The 17,345-nt window shown below is 69.3% G+C and carries 13 protein-coding genes; 7 read left to right on the top strand and 6 right to left on the bottom strand.

All coding sequences use genetic code 11. The features are described from left to right. Positions 1 to 10: 10 nt before the first annotated feature. From nbtC to ACFVAV_RS19480, 3 genes are read right to left on the bottom strand one after another with little or no spacing between them, the layout of a single operon-like run. Positions 11 to 3,238: a nocobactin polyketide synthase NbtC gene (nbtC, locus tag ACFVAV_RS19490; protein ID WP_379036360.1), complete on the bottom strand. Its 3,228-nt coding sequence runs from the start codon at positions 3,236 to 3,238 to the stop codon at positions 11 to 13. Next, positions 3,231 to 4,553, bottom strand: coding sequence for a polyketide synthase (locus ACFVAV_RS19485; protein ID WP_379036359.1), 1,323 nt, complete (start codon positions 4,551 to 4,553; stop codon positions 3,231 to 3,233). Before ACFVAV_RS19485 ends, nbtC begins: the two co-directional genes overlap by 8 nt. Then, the gene (locus ACFVAV_RS19480) at positions 4,550 to 5,302 is read right to left on the bottom strand and encodes a thioesterase II family protein (RefSeq protein WP_379036358.1); all 753 of its coding nucleotides are present in this window, start codon (positions 5,300 to 5,302) and stop codon (positions 4,550 to 4,552) included. Before ACFVAV_RS19480 ends, ACFVAV_RS19485 begins: the two co-directional genes overlap by 4 nt. Positions 5,303 to 5,559: 257 nt before the next feature. Here ACFVAV_RS19480 and ACFVAV_RS19475 point away from each other — a divergent pair, with 257 nt between their 5' ends. Then, positions 5,560 to 6,225 (top strand): GNAT family N-acetyltransferase, encoded by a 666-nt coding sequence (locus ACFVAV_RS19475; RefSeq protein WP_379036357.1) that lies wholly within the window; start codon positions 5,560 to 5,562, stop codon positions 6,223 to 6,225. A gap of 58 nt (positions 6,226 to 6,283) precedes the next feature. Here ACFVAV_RS19475 and ACFVAV_RS19470 read toward each other — a convergent pair whose 3' ends face one another. Continuing rightward, positions 6,284 to 7,600 (bottom strand): SidA/IucD/PvdA family monooxygenase, encoded by a 1,317-nt coding sequence (locus ACFVAV_RS19470; protein ID WP_379036356.1) that lies wholly within the window; start codon positions 7,598 to 7,600, stop codon positions 6,284 to 6,286. 132 nt (positions 7,601 to 7,732) lie between these two features. Here ACFVAV_RS19470 and ACFVAV_RS19465 point away from each other — a divergent pair, with 132 nt between their 5' ends. The 3 genes from ACFVAV_RS19465 to ACFVAV_RS19455 all read left to right on the top strand — a co-directional run bounded on the left by ACFVAV_RS19465 (position 7,733) and on the right by ACFVAV_RS19455 (position 10,427). Further along, positions 7,733 to 8,440 carry a siderophore-interacting protein gene (locus ACFVAV_RS19465; RefSeq protein WP_379036355.1) on the top strand — a complete coding sequence of 236 codons (708 nt, stop codon included), beginning with the start codon at positions 7,733 to 7,735 and terminating at the stop codon, positions 8,438 to 8,440. Positions 8,441 to 8,565: 125 nt separating this feature from the next. Next, on the top strand, positions 8,566 to 9,921 hold the full coding sequence (locus ACFVAV_RS19460) for an alpha/beta hydrolase family protein (protein ID WP_379036354.1): 1,356 nt from the start codon (positions 8,566 to 8,568) through the stop codon (positions 9,919 to 9,921). Between the two features lie 86 nt (positions 9,922 to 10,007). After that, complete coding sequence (locus tag ACFVAV_RS19455) at positions 10,008 to 10,427, top strand: TIGR03667 family PPOX class F420-dependent oxidoreductase (RefSeq protein ID WP_379036353.1); 420 nt, start codon at positions 10,008 to 10,010, stop codon at positions 10,425 to 10,427. On the opposite strand, the gene ACFVAV_RS19450 is transcribed toward ACFVAV_RS19455, so the two are convergent. Beyond that, positions 10,379 to 12,217 carry an ABC transporter ATP-binding protein gene (locus ACFVAV_RS19450; protein ID WP_379036351.1) on the bottom strand — a complete coding sequence of 613 codons (1,839 nt, stop codon included), beginning with the start codon at positions 12,215 to 12,217 and terminating at the stop codon, positions 10,379 to 10,381. The genes ACFVAV_RS19455 and ACFVAV_RS19450 overlap by 49 nt on opposite strands. Further along, positions 12,214 to 14,055, bottom strand: a complete 1,842-nt coding sequence (locus ACFVAV_RS19445) for an ABC transporter ATP-binding protein (RefSeq protein WP_379036350.1) — start codon at positions 14,053 to 14,055, stop codon at positions 12,214 to 12,216. The genes ACFVAV_RS19450 and ACFVAV_RS19445 overlap by 4 nt, the downstream gene beginning before the upstream one ends. Before the next feature lie 442 nt (positions 14,056 to 14,497). Here ACFVAV_RS19445 and ACFVAV_RS19440 point away from each other — a divergent pair, with 442 nt between their 5' ends. The 3 genes from ACFVAV_RS19440 (at position 14,498) to ACFVAV_RS19430 (ending at position 17,319) form a co-directional block, all read left to right on the top strand. After that, positions 14,498 to 15,439, top strand: a complete 942-nt coding sequence (locus tag ACFVAV_RS19440; RefSeq protein WP_379036349.1) for an RluA family pseudouridine synthase — start codon at positions 14,498 to 14,500, stop codon at positions 15,437 to 15,439. Positions 15,440 to 15,566: 127 nt separating this feature from the next. After that, a complete protein-coding gene (locus tag ACFVAV_RS19435; RefSeq protein WP_379036348.1) occupies positions 15,567 to 16,304 on the top strand; it encodes a type II CAAX prenyl endopeptidase Rce1 family protein in 738 nt (245 codons plus the stop codon). Positions 16,305 to 16,497: 193 nt separating this feature from the next. Beyond that, on the top strand, positions 16,498 to 17,319 hold the full coding sequence (locus ACFVAV_RS19430) for an SDR family oxidoreductase (protein WP_379036347.1): 822 nt from the start codon (positions 16,498 to 16,500) through the stop codon (positions 17,317 to 17,319). The last annotated feature ends 26 nt before the right edge of the window (positions 17,320 to 17,345 follow it).

Here is a 17,345-nt window from a genome sequence, read left to right as displayed (position 1 = left end):
TTGCGGCCCCTCAGCCCTGGTTGGTGTTCTGTGCCATCAGCAGCACGACATCGTCGAGCGACGCGCCGCCGAGAATCGCCGCGACCGGCAGATCGCGATCCAGTTCCGCCTTGACCCGCTTGCGGAAGTCCAAGGCCTGCAACGAGTCGAGGCCGAGGGCGACCAACGGCATGGTGGCGTCGATGGATTCGGCGCTGTCGCCGCCGATCACCTTGAGCAGTTCGGTCCGCATGCGAAGGTCGAGTGGTGCGCTGTCGGCCGGTGCGGCGGCCTGCGCCGCGACCTGCACGGTCGGCGCACTGTCGGCAACGGAGGCAGCAACCGGCGAGCTCGCCTGCCGCACAGGCGCACTGGATTCCAGACCGGTGAGCACGCTGTCCTGGCCGAAGGCGCCGAGCACCTCGCGCAGGAAGTCCCAGTCGGCGGCGATGATCATGCCGTCGCGGACGGGCTCGGCGAGCCCGGCTTCGATGGCGTCGGCGGGCACCATCGGGAACACGCCGGCCTCTTCCACGCGGGCGAAACCGGCGTCGTCGAGCGGACCCGCCACGCTCCACAGGCCCCACTGCAGGCTGGCCGCGGCGATGCCACGCGCGCGCAGTCTCCGGGCGGCGACGTCGAGCATGCGGTTGGTCACCGCGTACAGGATCTGGCCGCGGCCGCCCAGGGTCGCCGCCATGGACGAGCACAGCAGCACGCGCGCGTCATCGGCCAGCGGTGCGGCGTCGACGAGGTTGTCCAGGCCGCGCAGCTTGGCGCTGGCGGCGGTGTGGACGTCGTCTGCGGCGATTTGGTCGAGTTCGGCGTCGACGTAGTTGACGGCGGCGTGGATCACCAGGTCGACGGGGCGATCGGCGATCTCGGCCCCGAAGACGGCGGCCGCAGCGGCATCGCTGACGTCGCAGGCCCGCACCACGATCTCGGTGCTGCCGAGACCACGCAGGCGGGTCAGTTCCTTTGCCAGCGCCTCGGTTTCACCACTGCGGCTGAGCAGAGTGACGCGACCGGCGCCGGTCCGCGCGAGGTGGTCGGTGAAGCGCAGGCCCAGCTGGCCGGTGCCGCCGACGATCACCACATGATCGAGATCGGTTCCGAGCGCGCCCGTTTCGACTGCGGTATCGGGGACCAGGCGCTTCACGAACACCTTGCCCGACCGCAGCGCCAGCTCGGCCTCGCCCGTGGAGTGCACCGCGCCGACGATCTTGGCGGCCTGCGCGGACGCGGGTTCGTTCGCGGCGAGATCGAGATGCCGGAACAGGATGCCGGGGTGTTCGATACCGACACTGCGGAATCCGGCGGTGACGCCCGACTGGAACAGGCCGGGGGCCGGATCGCCGTCGTGCACGGTCTCGCCGCCGACGGTCAGCAGCCAGCACTCGCCGCCGGGACGGAGTGCGGACAGCACGGGGGCCCAGGCACGTTCGGCGAAGAACTCGGTGAGCGCGTCGACGGCGGTGGCGCTGTCGTCGTCCGCGGTGGCGGGCAGCAGGACGACCACGGTGTCGGGAGCCGACCCGTCACTCAGGGCGAACGCCGAGGTGTCGCCGTCGGAGCCGGCGAGGTCGGCGGGGCCGAGCACGCGCGCACCGGCACCGTGGCGATCAGCGGCCGCGAGCAATGCGGTGGCGAGGTCTGCGCAGTCACCGGTGTGGTCGACGAGGAGCAGGTTGCGCGGTGCGGTCAGCGACCGGCGCTGCAGCGGGGTCCACTGTTCCACCAGCCGTTGCGGTTTCGGCGTGGTGACCACGAGTTCGGCCGGGGTCTCGTGTGCGCCGAGCGGCGCCCAGAGGCGCTTGGGCGCGGTAATCGTGTGCGGGAAATCGCGCAGCGGGAAGGTGACAGAGTCGTCGACACGCAGTGCGTCCCAGCGGTAGTCGGCGTGGAGAACGGCGACCTGAGCCAGATTGCGGGTGAACTCGGACAAGCCCTCCGCAGTGCGCAGCGAGGTGCCGAGCACGCGGAAGTCGCGCGGGGGCAGGCCAGGACGGTTCGGGACTAGACCCAGGTTCTCCTGCAGGGCCAGTTGCAGCACCGGATGCTCGGCAACCTCGATCAGCAGGTCGACGCCGTCACTACCGGCGCTGACCACGGCCCGGTCGAACCGGACGCGGTTGCGCAGATTCCAGAACCAGTACTCCTCGTGCGTGAGGTCCGGCGTGATCGCCTCACCGAGAGTTGCGCCATAGCAGGCGATCTCGGAATCGACGAAATGGGTGCCGCTCATCTCGTCACCGAGGAAACCTTCGAAATCGGCCCGCACCTCGGCGACGATCGAGGTGTGTGCCGGGTAGGCGACCCGGATCTCCCTGGCGAACTGGCCGCGTGCGGTGGCCGCGGCCACCAGGTCGACGACGGTGTCACGGTCGCCGGAGATGGCGAGAATGTGCGGCGAGTTGACGACCGCGAGTTCGGCCCAGCCCGAATGCCGGGCCATCAGCGCTTCCACACCCTCGCGGTCCATGCCGAACACCGCCATGGAGTAGCCGCGCGGTGAGAGCCGCTCGACCAGCCTGGCACGGTGGGTCACCGCGAGCACCGAATCACGCAGCGTCATCACGCCCGAGACCGCGCCCGCGGCCAGCTCGCCCTGGCTGTGACCGATGGTCGCGTGCGGGTCGACGCCTGCCGCGCGCCACAGGGCGGCCAGGCCGGTCATGTGGAACATCAAGGCGGGCTGGACTTCCCAGACGGTGTCCTCGAACTGGCCTTCGTTGCCGAGCAGGTAGTGCAGCGGCTGGGAGTGACCGAACCGCTCCTCGTGGAGGGCGGCGCATTCGTCGACGACGGCGCGGTAAGCGGCCGACTGCTCGTAGAACAGCGCGCCCATACCGGGGCGCTGGCTGCCTTGACCGGGGAAGACGAAGCCGATCTTGCGCGCGCTCGCCGCGGTATCGGCCTGCACGACCAAGTCGTGATCGGCGCCGGTCGCGATCGCATCGAGGGCGGACAGCAGCTCGCTCGCCGCCTGTGTCCGCGGGACGGTCGGCTCACCTGCTCCTGCGGCAGTCAGGTGGTCGGCCGCGCCACCCGGCGCCGTCGTCGGAGCGGCCAGGATCAGCGCGCGACGGCGGCGGGGTACGCGCGTGCGGAACAGCATGTCCGCCAGGAGTTCCGCCGTGACCTCGGGGTGCGTTTCCAGGTAGCCGCGCAGGGCGGTGGCTTCGGCCCGCAGCCCGTCGACGCTGTCGGAGGACAGCAGGACGGGAACGGTGCCGTCGGGCAGACGGTACTCAGCCATGGTTGGTCTCCTCCAGCACCGGCAGGCCGACGATGGCGTGCGCATTGGTTCCCGCGACTCCGAACGAGGACACCGCGGCATAGCGCAGGCCGTCCGCGCGCGGCGCCCAGTCGGTGAGTTCGGCGGCGAGCCGCAGACTGGTCGCGTCCCAGTCGATGTCGGTGGTCGGGGCATCGGCCCACAGGCTCGGCGCGATCACGCCGTTGGCGCCGCACAGCAGCACCTTGATCAGCCCGAGCATGCCCGAGGCCGCCTGGGCGTGGCCTGCGTTGGACTTCACCGAGCCGAGCAGCGGTCCGTCGTCGCCGCGCGCCGGGTCGCCGTAAGTGGCTGCCAGCGCGGTCAATTCGAGCGGATCGCCGACGGCGGTGCCGGTACCGTGGCCTTCGATCAGGCCGATGTCGTTCGCGCTGATCCCGGCCGCGGCGACGGTGGCCTCGATGAGCCGCTGCTGCGCCGTCGCGCTGGGCACCGCGATCGGCGCACCCGCGCCGTTGTGGTTGACCCGCGACCCGAGCAGCTGCCCGTAGATCCGGTGCCCGAGCGCCTTCGCCCGCGATTCGCGTTCCAGCACGATGACACCCGCGCCTTCACCCCACAGGGTTCCGGTCGGGTCGGCGGCGTAGGAACGGCAGTGGCCGTCGGTGGCCAGGGCGTTGTTCTTGGAGAACTCGTAGAACGCGCCGGGCGAACCCATCACGCACACACCGCCCGCCAGCGCCCACTCGCATTCGCCCGCACGGATCGCCGAGGCGGCCTGGTGCACGGCGGTCAGCGACGAAGCGCACGCGGTGTCCACGCTGATCGACGGGCCGACCAGGCCGAGCCCGTGCGAGATGCGTCCGGCGACCGCGCCGAGTGCGGTGCCGGTGGCCCGGTAGCCGCTGTACTCGTTGACGCCCGCGACGCGCGGCCCGTATTCGACTGTCGACACGCCCATCCACACACCGGCCTGATCACCGTCGAGCGCACCGGGATTGATGCCCGCGTGCTCGAGCGCGCGCCACGCCACTCGCATGGCCACCCGCTGCTGCGGATCCATGGCGACTGCTTCGCGCGGGGTGATGCCGAAGAACTGCGCGTCGAACTCGGTGGCGCCGTCGAGGAAGCCGCCCGCGTCGCGCACCGGGGCCCAGCCGTCGAGCCTGCCGAGGGCGAACAGCTCGTCGAGCGGCCATTCGCGATCGCGCGGGAACGGGCCGATCAGCTCACGGCCGGTGGCCAGCGCCGACCAGAACCCGGGCAGGGTGTCGACGCCGCCGGGCGCCTCGACGCCCATGCCGACGATGACGATGGGATCGATCACGGTGCTCATCGAACGAGCGCCTGACCGGCGAGTACCTCGGCGATGCCGTCGATGTTCTCGTCGATGTAGAAGTGACCACCCGCGAACAGGTTCACCTCGATCCCGGCGCTGGTGCTGGTCTCCCAGGCGTAGAGGTCACGCGGGCCGACGAACGGATCGTCGTCGCCGCCGAGAACCAGCAGGGGCGCGGCGACCTGCACGTCGGTGCCGCAGGAGTAGGCGTCGAAGGCGCGGTAGTCGGCCTTGAGGACCGGCAGCGCCATCCGCATGACCTCGCGGCTGGCCATCACGTCCGCGCCGGTGCCGTTGAGGGCGGCCATGTGGTCGAGCAATTCCTCGTCCTCGGTGGGATGTCCGGGGAGCTCGGCGATCCGGTGCGGCGCGGCCGCCGCGGAGACGACCAGCAAACGCACGGACAACCCGGCGGCCTCGGCCAGCCGGACGAACTCGAACGCGGCGATCGAACCCATGCTGTGGCCGAAGACGGTCAGCGGAGCGCCGGTGTTGTGGGCGGAGTCACGGAAGGCGGCGAAGGCGCCCGCGGCGAGCTCGGGCAGGGTCTCGGCCGCGGCCTCACGCGCCCGGTCCTGACGGCCGGGGTACTGCAGGATGACGGTGTCGAAATCCTGGCCCATACGCTTGGCGAACACCCGATAGGCCGATGCGCCGGAACCCGCGTGCGGGAAGACGATCAGCGGCGGTAGGGAATCGGTCCGGGGGGCCTGGAATTGCCTGATCCAGCCGAGTTCTCTTGCCATGTCGCTCTCCCTCACCGGCCGCGCAGGGTCGCGCCGCCGTTTCACACTGTCCAACTCCGTACCGAGGCACGGACCGGCCCGGCACAGTTGTCCGGGACCGGGGCGAATCCTGTTGCACCCGAGGCCGACCCCCGGTTCTGCCGGGAACCGGCAACCACCGGGCGATCGGTCGGGCAACAGTAACACCCAGGCATTAGTATAGGCTAGCCTTACCAATCGAGGTGACCAAGATAACGATTGAACGGAGCACCGAGCAGATGAACCCCGCCGGGACCCCCTACGCGCTACCCCGCGAGCAGACCGATCTGCCCGCCGAGGTGGCGGCAGCACCGGCGCCGGCGCTGCCCGTCTTCGCGGCGCCCTTCGCCCTGCGCGTAGCCGACCCGGACGGCACCGATCCCGAACTGCTCGCCGAGTGGATGGCCCGCCCGCACCTGCTCGAGTCGTGGGAGCAGGACTGGGACGCCGACCGCCGCCGCACCGACTTCCTGGTCCAGCTGGCCGGAACCTATTCGCGGCCTTGCATTCTCAGCCTCGACTTCGCCGTGCTCGGCCGGCCCGAACTCGGCACCCGCGATATCGCCTACCTCGAGTTCTACCGCGCCGCCAAGGACGAGATCGGCCGCCTGTACGACTCGGCTCCCGGCGACATCGGCTTCCACATCGCCACCGCCGACACGACCGTGATCGGCAAGGGCATCATGACCGGCTGGATCGCCACGATGGTCACCGCGGTCTTCGCCGCGAACCCCGACTGCCGCCGCGTCCTCGGCGATCCCGACCACCGCAACCAGGCCATCTGCCGCAGCCTCACCAAGGCCGGCTTCCACCGAGTCGACGAATTCGACGTACGCCCCGGCCGCCGCATCGCGCTCTACGCGGCGCCGCGCACCCCGGACGACATGCCGGTCGCCCGCGCCTGAACCACCGACGACAACAGCCCCGCACCTTCCGGCGCGGGGCTGTTCTTCGTTCGGTACCTCAGCGCGCGGCGAGATGACTCGCACCGGCACGCGCCCTGGCGGGCTCGGTCCGCAGCACGCGGTCCGAGAGTTCGCCCAGGCAGCTGAGATTCGGGAAACCGGGGCCCTGGGCCATCGCGGCCATGTTCGGCAGGTACAGCTTGCCCGCCAGTCCGGTGACGGCCAGGTCGTAGCCGATCGCGGACTCGATGCGCTGCTGGGTCAGCGGGCCGCCCACCGCGAGCTCGAGCAGGTCGGCGGTCTGCTGGTCGAACATGTCGAGGAACCACAGCGGCTGACCGCCGGTGGCGTCGACGACCAGGTCGAAGTTGTGCACCTGGTCGGCGCGCATTTCGTTGGTCAGGGTCAGCGACAGCGACTCGCCCTGCGGCGCGATCTTGGTGACCCGGCCCTGCAGATGGTGCACCCGGTTGTCGCCGAGCAGGCTTTCCTGCACGCGCACCGAGAACACACCGCGATCGGTGCGCCGGATGACGTCGCGGCGCTCCTGGATGCTCAGCGCGTTCCACTTCACCGGGTCGCTGAACAGCGAGTTCTCGAAGAAGCTTTCGCCGCGGGTGTACAGCGTTGCCATCGGCGAGATCACCGAGATGGTGAGCATCTCGTGGCGAACCAGCTCGTCGAGCGCGGAGCCCGCGGTCTCGCCGCCGCCGATCACCGCGGCGCGGGAAGCGGCGGGCAGGCTGCGCTTGCCCGCGAGGTCCCAGAATTCGGCAATGCTGAGCACACGGGGGTGTTCGGCGAGCGCGCGGCTGCTGCGGCCGGGCCCGGTGATCATCAGGCCGTCGGCGGTGAGTTCGGTGCGGTTGCCGTCGGCGTCGACGACGCCGACCTGCCACTGGTCACCGACGGCGTTGCCGCCGTGGCGAATCCGCTCGACCCGGCCGAGCACGAGCTCGAGGTCGATGGACTTCGCGACCCACTGCAGATACTTGGCCCACACGTGGTGCTGCGGGCTCGGCCTGCCGCGGTCGATCCACTCGGCGTAGGTGCCGTGCTCGATCAGGAACGAGGTCCAGCTGAACGCGGCCATCGCCTGGTCGATGTCGCGGTTGCGCCCGCGCGCCCAGGTGGAGTGGTACGGGAAGCCGATGTCCTTTTCGGGGCTGGTGCCGAGCCGGTGCTGGCCGTCGGTCCAGCCGCCGCTGGGTAGCCAGTTGCCGCCGACCGCGTGCGACTCGACGACGACCACGCGTGGCGCGGGCAGGCCGAGAGTGCGCAGTACGTGCGATTTCGCTGCCACCGCAAGGGCTTTCGGCCCCGCGCCGACTACCAGGAGGGTTTCCACCGGTTCGTTCTCCACTCTCTCACGCATCTCGCGCCGGGACCGTCCACAGGGCGATTGCCCGGACACGGTCCCCATATTTGCATAGGCTTACCTTATCTGACCAATGCGCCCCGGGACGCCCATGCAGACAAACAAGTGACCTTAGGCTAACCTAACGACATGGGTAAGGGATTGAACGGCCTGATTACCAAGGCCTGGGGCGGCGCCGACTACAAGCTGACGGTGACATCCACCGAGCAGATCACCGACAAGTTCGTGCGGATCGGCTTCACCATGGGCGGACTGCTCGCGGACCACCCGGTGCACCCCACCCAGTGGGTCCGACTGTGGATCCCGGACGCCGAGAGCGACAAGCTGCACCACCGCGGCTACACCCTCGTCGACCCGAACCCGGAAGCCGACACCGCCAGCATCGACTTCGCGCTGCACAACGGCCCGGCCGCCGACTGGGCCCGCCGCGCCGAGCCGGGCGACCTTCTCGACGTCACCGTGCTCGGCTCGGACTTCCAGCTGCCGGAACAGACTCCCGGCGAGTACGTCGTCTTCGGCGACACCGCGTCGCTGCCCGCCATCAACTCCCTGCTGGACGCCATCGGCGACACCCCGGCGCGGGTCTGGCTGGAATGGCAGTACGAGTCCGACCAGACCATCCCGGTGCACAACAAGCCGCACCACCAGCTCACCTGGCTGCAGCGCGTCGACGACGGCCGCCTGATGCGCGAGGCCGCGCAGGAGATGAACTGCGCCGCGGACGCGTTCGCGTGGGTGGCCTGCTGCGGCCACACCACCCGCTCGATCGTGAAGACCCTCAAGGGCCAGCACGCGCTGCCCAAGACCTCGATCAAGTCGCAGGCTTACTGGAAGTGAGGCCGGGGGTCATCCCCCCGGCTGATCCGACTGCGCCTCGTGGCTGATGCGGGCGTAGCCGATGCTGCGGCATGCTGGTCTGACAAGTCGGGTACTCCCGAGCCGAGCAGATCGAATCGAGCGCCGTGTCTGCCATCGATGCCGTGTTGCTGATTTCCACCGTGACGCTCGCGATCGCGCTGGTCGCGGTGCCGCGGATCGGCAGACGGGTGGCGCCGTTCGCCCTGCCGGTGCTGATCATCGGCAGCCTGCTGCTGTGGGTGCTCGAAGGCTATTGGCACTGGTGGCCGCTCTACCTGCTGATCGTGCTGATGTTCGCGTTCGTGGTGACCGATGTCGCCGGTACGCGCCGCCGGGTGTGGTTCCGCGCCGGGATCGGGGTGCTCGCCGCGGTGTCGATCCTGCCGTGGGCGGTGCCGCCCGCACCGGAGCTGCCCGCACCCACCGGCCCGTACGCGGTCGGGTCGGAGATCTTCCGTTGGGTCGACGAACAGCGGCCCGAACCGATGACCGCGGCCGATGATCGGCGCAATGTCATCGTCCAGGCGTGGTATCCGACCGACGTGGTGTCCGGTCGGCAGTGGGAGTATCTCGACGGGCGGGAGCGGTTGCCGTCGCGGGTGTCCGGGATTCCGAGCTTCTTGCTGCCGGACCACATCAATACCCACGCGACGGCCGATGCTCCGGTGTCGCCGGCCAAGGACCGCTGGCCGGTGGTGCTGTTCTCCCCCGGCTACGGTGGGCCGCGCGCCTTCTACACCGGCCTGGTCGCCGACCTAGCCAGCCGCGGCTTCATCGTCCTCGCCGTCGACCATCCCTATGAATCGGCCGTGACCGAACTCGCCGACGGCACCATCGCCACAACCGTCGAGAACATCGCCGCCGACGACCCCGACGGCATTCGCTACGTCACCGAACGACTCGAAACCCGCACGGCCGACCTGCGATTCGTCCTCGACCAGCTGGCCCGCCCGGACACTCTCGGCCCACTCGAGGATCGGGTGGACCTCGGAAACCTCACCGTGATCGGACATTCTCTCGGCGGTGCCGCCGCACTGGGCACCCTGGCCGCCGACCAACGACTCACCGCCGCAGCCAATCTCGACGGCACCCTCTACGGCGAGCTGCCCGAGCGCGCGCTGAACCGGCCGGTTCTGCTGCTGGAGAGCGATCATTCCGAGACCGGCCACTCCCAGCGCTACTTCGACGGGAACCGCACTCTGCTGGAACGGTTGCAGGCGCCCGGCTTCCGGTACGAGCTCAGCAAGGCCGACCACTACAGCTTCACCGATGTGCCCCAGTTCCTCGCCGCACCGGTGCGTTTCGTGGTGACCAGGCTGATCGGCGGATCCAGGGGCGCGGCGAGTACGCAACGCGCCACCAACGACATCCTGACGCCGTTCCTGCTCGGCAGACACGGCGAGGTCGACCCCGCCGCTACCGGCCATGCCGGGGTCACGGGCGGGCCGATACCGCGCTAGCGAGGCGGGTGGCGCGCGGGGGCGATTTCGGCCATGGTGGACGGCAGAACGATGTACGGAACCCACCACTCGCGAGGAGTACGCCCGTGTCCGTTCTCGATGAAAACACCCCCTTCGGAGCCACGGTCGCCAAGCGACTGGCCGACGAGCACGTCATCTGGCTGACCACGCTCGGCGCCGGCGATACACCGCAGCCGAATCCCGTGTGGTTCCTGTGGGAGGACGGAACCTTCCTGATCTACACCGAGCCGACGGCGAAGCGACTGCGGCATCTCGCGCGCAACCCGCGGGTCGCGCTGAACTTCAACAGCTCGGCCGCCGGTGGCGAGGTGGTCGTGTTCACCGGCACGGCCCGGATCGGCGAGGCGGTGCGCGAGGACGTGCGCGCCGACTACGCGCGCAAATACGCCCAGGGCTTCGTCGAGATCAAGATGTCGGAGGCCGACTTCTTCGACACCTACTCGATCCCGCTCCACATCACCCCGGACCACCTGCGCGGCTTCTGAACACACGAACGGGCCGCCTCGCCGTGTCGGCGAGGCGGCCCGGTCGGTGCGGGTGAGGCGGGGACGTGCTCCAGCCCCCAGCCGGTCGCGCGCTCGCGTTCGTTCCAGAACGCGGCGTAGCGGCCGTCGAGATCCAGCAGTTCCTGATGGGTACCGCGTTCGGCGATGCGGCCCTGGTCCAGGAACAGGATCTGGTCGGCGTGGGCGATGGTCGACAGCCGATGTGCCACCACCAGCACCGTCTTGTCCTTGGTCAGTTCGTGGATGCCACGAACCACGACGGCCTCGCTGTGCGGGTCCAGCGCGCTGGTCGCCTCGTCGAGCAGGACGATCGGGGCGTCCTTGAGCAGGGCCCTGGCGATCGACACGCGCTGGCGTTCACCGCCGGACAGCGACGCGCCGCCCTCACCGACCGCGGTGTCGAAACCGTCGGGAAGCCGGTCGACGATCTCGTCGACCCTGGCGGCGACGGCCGCGCGGTCGAGTTCGGCGTCGGTGGCGTCGGGCTTGCCGATGCGGATGTTGTCGGCGACCGAGCGGTTGAACAGGTAGACGTTCTGGAAGACCAGCGAGAGCTGGTCGAGCAGGGTGTCCGAAGGCTGTTCGCGCACATCGTGTTCGCCGACCGAGACCGCGCCGGAGTCCACGTCGTAGAAGCGGGCGGCCAGCCGCAGCAGGGTGGTCTTGCCCGCGCCGCTGGGTCCGACGATGGCGGTGGTGGTGCCCGCGGGGACGGTGAAGGTCAGGTCCGACAGCACGGGTTCGCCGGGGCGGTATCCGAAGCTGACCTCGTCGAAGACCACGGCGGGCGCACCGGGCGTCACCGGTTCGGTGGGCGTGGGCAGCGGCTTCTCGGCCAGCAGGCCGGTGATCCGGTCGGCGGCCGCGGCGGCCGAGCGCAGCGCGGCGCCCAGCTGGGCGGCCTGGTTCACCGGCTCGATGAACCGCGAGCTCACCGCGATCAGCGCGATCGCCGCGGCGGCGGAGATCGAGCCGTCGGTCACCTGGACCACCGCGATATAGGCGAGCACCAGAAACACCGCCTGCACGAACAGCGCGAAGACGATCAGACCGGGCACGGTCGCGACCATCATCTTCCGCACCGCCGTCCGCTGACCGACCAGCGCGGCGTCCAGCGCCTTGTTGCCCGCGCCGACCGCGCCGAACGCCCGCAGCACCGGCTGCGCCTGCGCGAATTCCACCACCCGCGAATCGGCTTCGGCCGCCGCGGTGTGCAGGCGCGCGTCGGCGCCGGTGTAGGCGCGGTTCGCGAGATTGTTGACCAGGTAGAGCACCGGCGCGGCGAGCAGCATGGCCAGCCCGATCCGCCAGTCGATGAACAGCATGCCGATCGCGACGACCAGCGGCACGATGATGCCGGTGAGTACCTTGGTGAGCAGGTAGGCGATCAGACCCTGCGTCTCCCTGACCTGCTCGACCATGACCCGCGAGAGCGGACCGGCGTCGCGGTCGGAGAACCAGCCCAGCGGCAACGCGTTCAGCTGATCGCCGAGGCGGGTCTGCAGGCCACGCTGCATGCCGAGACCGATCCGCAGGCCGATCACGGCCTGCAGGTAGCCGAAGACGATCACCCCGGCCACGGCCGCGGCCATGCCGAGCGCCCACAGCCAGGCGCCGCCGAGGTCGTCACCGAAGAGGGCCTCCAGCACCGGAACCAACAGCAGATACGCAATGGCCTGGCACAGCGCCTGCACCACGATGGCGGCGAGCAAGCGTGGGATCAGCGGAGCGAACTCCGCGGGAACGAGGCGGAAAACCTTGCGAATCATCGTGTTTCCTCCACCAGGGCGAGCGTGCCGAGAGCGGCCTCGTTGATCTCCCACAGCCGCTGATACAGCCCACCGGCGGCGCGCAACTCGGTGTGCGTGCCCTGCTCGACGAGCGTTCCGTTCTCCAGCACCAGGATTCGGTCGACCCCGGTGATGGTGTGCAGCCGGTGCGCGATCACCAGCACGGTGCGGCCTGCGACGAGCGCGGCCAGCGCGTCCTGGACCGCGGCCTCGGATTCGGGGTCGGCGAAGGCGGTGGCCTCGTCGAGAACGAGCACCGGGGTGTCGGCCAGCAGCGCGCGGGCGATCGACAACCGCTGGGCCTCACCGCCGGACAGCGAGGCGTCGACACCGATCTCGGAGTCGTAGCCGCGCGGCAGGGCCATGATCCGGTCGTGGATCTGGGCGGCCCTGCTCGCCCGTTCGATGGCGACGTCGTCGGCGTCCGGGCGCGCGAGCAGCAGGTTCTCCCGGATCGAGCCGCGGATCAGGCGCACGTCCTGGAACACGAAGCCGACGGTGCGGTAGAGATCTTCGCTGGTGTACTCGCGAATATCGCGGCCGTCGATGGTGATCCGGCCCGCGCCGACGTCGTAGAAGCGGGGCAGCAGTTTGGCCAGGGTGGACTTGCCGGAGCCACTCGGGCCGACCAGCGCCGTGATGGTGCCCGGCATCAGTTCGAGATCGACGCCGCGCAGCACGTCATGGCCGGTGCGGTAGGCGAATTCGACGCCGTCGAAGCGGACGACACCCGCTTGGCTCGCGGGGCCGGTGCTCGTCGTCGGCGCGGTATCCAGCTCCGGCGTCTGCTGCAGTTCGTGCAGGCGCAGCGCCGCCGCGCCACCGGCCCGCAGCGCCTGCGAACCGTAGCCGAGGCCGAGCAGCGAGCTGCCGATACCCAGGCCGACCAGCAGGAACGGCAGCAGGTCGAGGGGATTCACCCAGTCGAGGCCGACGAAGGCGAGCCCGCCGACGACCACGATCAGCATCACGAAGACCGGCATGACCACGATGTCGGAGGCCGACTGCACGCGGATGATCGGCATCTTCATCCGATGCGCCGCCTGCACCTGACCGTCGACCGCGTTCTGGAACTCGGTGTGTGCCTTGCCCGCCTGACCGAACGCCCGCACGACCTGGATGCCGTCGACGAATTCGATCGTGGCCTCGGAGGTGCGCCGTTCCCAGCGGGTGTAGACGGCGAGGCGGTCGCGGCCGTCGCGGTCCATGATCTTGCCGAACAGGACGAAGTAGGCGATCAGCGGGATCAGCAGCACCAGGGTGAGCCGCCAGTCGACGGTGAACAGGTAACCGAGGGTGACCAGCGGGACCACCAGCGCGCCGACGAACTCCAGCCTGGCATGGGCGACGAGGTAGTGCAGTGCTTCCACGTCGTCGCGCAGATACGTCTTGACCTCGCCGGAGCTGCGTTCACCGAACCAGCCGAGCGGCACCCGGGTCAGTTTGTCCGCGAGCAACCTGCGCAGGGTCAGCTGGTAGCCGGCGTCGACGGCGTGCGACCAGGTCAGCGCCACCGCCTGCAGCAGGGCGCGCACGATCAGCACCACCACGGCCGCGCCGAACAGCCACCACACCCGATCGGTGTCGACCGGGGTTTCCAGCAGCTCCCGGCAGGCAGCCACGATCAGCAGGAACGGCACGACAGTGCAGACCGAGGCGATGGCGACGAGCAGGCTCGCCACCGTCAGCATCCCCGACACCGGTGCCAGAATCTCCTTGCGCGCCTGCGCTTCCTGTTGCTTCTGCGCCTTCGCGACCGCCTTGGGTGGCCGGTTGCCCGACTCCGCCCCCGGCGGCGGCGCTACCTGCACCGTCATAACTTCTCGCCCTCTCGACCTGTCCACGGCAAACGTGCCAAGGGTAGGTTAGCCTAAGTTGAGCGCTCGTGGCCGACCGGGGAAGCTTGTGTGAACTGCCAGTCAACCCCCTCGGCAATTCGACATTCCGGGCGTAATTTCCTCCCTACCTCTAATTCTCTTAGCGCGGCGGGAGAGCGAAAATGTTTGTCACATCAATAATTTCGGCGATTGCGGACTGCCAGACCGATCCGGGAAACCTGACACCCGACCAAGCGCACCGGGCCATGCAGATTCATCTCGAATGCAGCGTCGATCTGTGCCGGGTGCGCAGGCGGGCCCGGCGTACCCTCGTCGAAGCGAAATTGATGGTGCTCGATCAGCGCGCTGGTTAGGGCGCGAGAATTTCTTGCAGAGAGGGGTCGTTATCTCAGCGCCGGCGGCGGCCGTGAAGACTGTGTTCATGCGACGCAGGCAGCAGCCGCCGCTGCCCAAGCGGCACGGCCTCGATCCAGCCCGGCTCCGGCTCCCGGAGGACGGGCACTGGACGACGGTGCGTGACCACCTCGTCGAGCGGCTGCCGCGGGTCGATCCTGGGCGAATCGACGAGATGCTGCGCGCGGGCGAGATCGTCGACCTGACCGGGCCGCTGGGGCCGGAGGCTCCCTTCGTGCCGGGCGGGGCGGTGTGGTTTCACCGGGACCTACCGGTCGAGCAGACGGTGCCGTTCGAGATCGGGATCGTCCATCGCGACGACGACATCCTGGTGGTCGACAAGCCGCATTTCCTGGCGACGATCCCGCGTGGACAGCACATTCTGCAGACGGCCCTGGTTCGCCTGCGCCGCGAACTCGACCTGCCGGACCTGATCCCGGCGCACCGGCTGGACCGGGTGACCGCGGGGCTGGTGCTGTTCGTGGTGAACCCGGCGGCACGCGGGGCGTATCAGACGATGTTCCATCACCGGACCGTGCGCAAGGAGTACGAGGCCGTCGCGCCCTACGATCCGGCGCTGGAGCTGCCGCGGACCGTGCGCAGCCGGATCATCAAGGAGAAGCAGGTGCTCGCCGCGCAGGAGGTGGACGGCGAACCCAATACCGAGACCGAGGTGGAACTCGTCGAGCACCGCGACGGACTCGGTCGCTACCGGCTGCGGCCGCACACCGGCCGGACCCATCAGCTGCGCCTGCACATGAACAGCCTCGGTGTGCCGATTCTCGGTGATGATTTCTATCCGGCGATCACCGACAAATCCGTCGACGATTACACCCGGCCGCTGCAACTGCTGGCCGCCTCGCTGGAATTCACCGATCCGATCAGCGGGCAACCGCGGCGATTCGAGACGAGGCGCAGTTTGCGGGCGTGGACGGATCTGCCCGGATGGTCCGGATCGGCTGTCGAGTAGCTCACAGCGCGGCGATCTTGATCGATGTTCCGCGGGGCCGGTCGGCGCGGGTTTTCGCCTGAATCGGCCGCTGACCTGCACACGCCTGACCGTTTCCATTTCGTGATATTTCCGTACACTCGGTCGGGTGCCCGAATCCGCCGCCCTCGCCGATCCCCGGCCCAAGCTGCACGCCTATGTCGATATCGCCGTGGTCGTCGTCGTGCTGGCCGGGACCAATCTGATCGCGCATTTCACCACCGCGTGGGCCAATATCGTCATCGTGCCGGTCGCGGCGTTCGCACTGCTGGCGCTCATGCGCAAGCGCGGCCTCGGCTGGGCCGAACTCGGGCTCTCGCCACGGCACTGGCGACGCGGGACCATCTACGCGCTGGGCGCGGTCGGGATCGTGCTCACCGCCGTAGCGATCGGCGCGATCCTGCCGGTCACCCGGCCCTTCTTCCTCGCCGACCGCTACGCCACGATCTCCGGCGCGCTGATCGCGTCGATGATCGTCATCCCGCTGCAGACCGTGATCCCCGAAGAACTCGCCTTCCGCGGTGTCCTGCACGGCACCCTCGACCGGGTGCTCGGCGTCCGCGGGCTCTTCGCGGCCGGATCGCTGCTGTTCGGGTTCTGGCACATCGCGTCCTCGCTCGGCCTGACCAGCGGCAACAAGGGCCTGTCCGGCATCGTCGGCGGCGGACTCGCCGGCCAGATCATCGGCATCACCCTCGCCGTCGCCGCGACCGCCGCCGCGGGCGTGGTGTTCACCTGGCTGCGCAGGCGCAGCGGCAGCCTGCTCGCCCCGATCGCCCTGCACTGGTCGCTCAACGGCGCGGGCGCGCTCGCCGCGGCCATCGTCTGGCACACCGCGCTGCGCTGAGTCAGCGTTCGTTCGCGAGGGCTCCGCTCGGGGAGCGGTCGGGCAGCGGCCCATAGGTCGGCCACCAGTTCGGCGTAGTCGGGTATGACGCCGTGCCTGCGCTCCTCCCTGCGTGCGTGGAATACTGGGCCACAATTTCTGACATGACGACATGTCAGAAGCGACGTTCTCGCTGGACCGAAAGGCTTCGCCGATGAAACGCACCCATGCCGGACTGGTCGTCGCGGTGACCGGCGGCGCCGCAGGCATCGGCCGCGAGATCGCCCGGCAGTTCGCCGAGGCGGGTGCTCGCGTCTGCATCGGCGATCTGTCCGGCACGTCGGCGCGCACGACCGCGACGGAACTTCCCGGCACCGTGCACGGCTGCGAACTCGACGTCACCGATGAGCGGTCGTTCCACAATTTCCTCGCCGCGACCGAGGCATTGCTCGGGCCGATCGATGTGCTCGTCAACAATGCGGGAGTGATGTGGGTCGGCGCGTTCGACACCGAACCCGATACCGCGACGGCCCGGATGATCGCGGTGAATCTGCACGGGGTCATCCGCGGGGTGCGGCTGGCCGCGCCGGGGATGCGCACCCGTGGCCGCGGACATATCGTCACCATTGCCTCCGCGGCGTCGCGACTATCACCTCCCGGTGAATCCACTTACGCCGCAACGAAACACGGTGTTCTCGGTTATCTCACCGGTGTGCGGGAAGAACTCCGGGGCACCGGCGTCGAACTGTCGGTGATCATGCCGGGCGTTGTCGACACCGAACTGGCGGCCGGAACGGCAACGGGCGCCGCGAAACTCCTGCAGCCCGCCGATGTCGCGCGGGCGGTGCTCGAGGTGGTCGAACGGCCGCGTTTCGAGGTGTCCATTCCGGGCTATGTCGGCCCGCTGACCCATCTCGCCGGGCTGCTGCCGCAACGGCTCCGCGATATCGTGCTGCGCCGCGCCGTACCCGACCAGGTCGCCGCGGTCGCCGGATCCTCCGTGCGCGGGAAATACGAGAAGCGCACCCTGTCCTGATTTCACCGGCGAAGCCCGCTTGTCGT

It is taken from the genome of Nocardia sp. NPDC057663 (assembly GCF_042799895.1).
Taxonomy (GTDB): domain Bacteria; phylum Actinomycetota; class Actinomycetes; order Mycobacteriales; family Mycobacteriaceae; genus Nocardia.
This window is presented reverse-complemented; position numbering and strand designations above follow the sequence as displayed.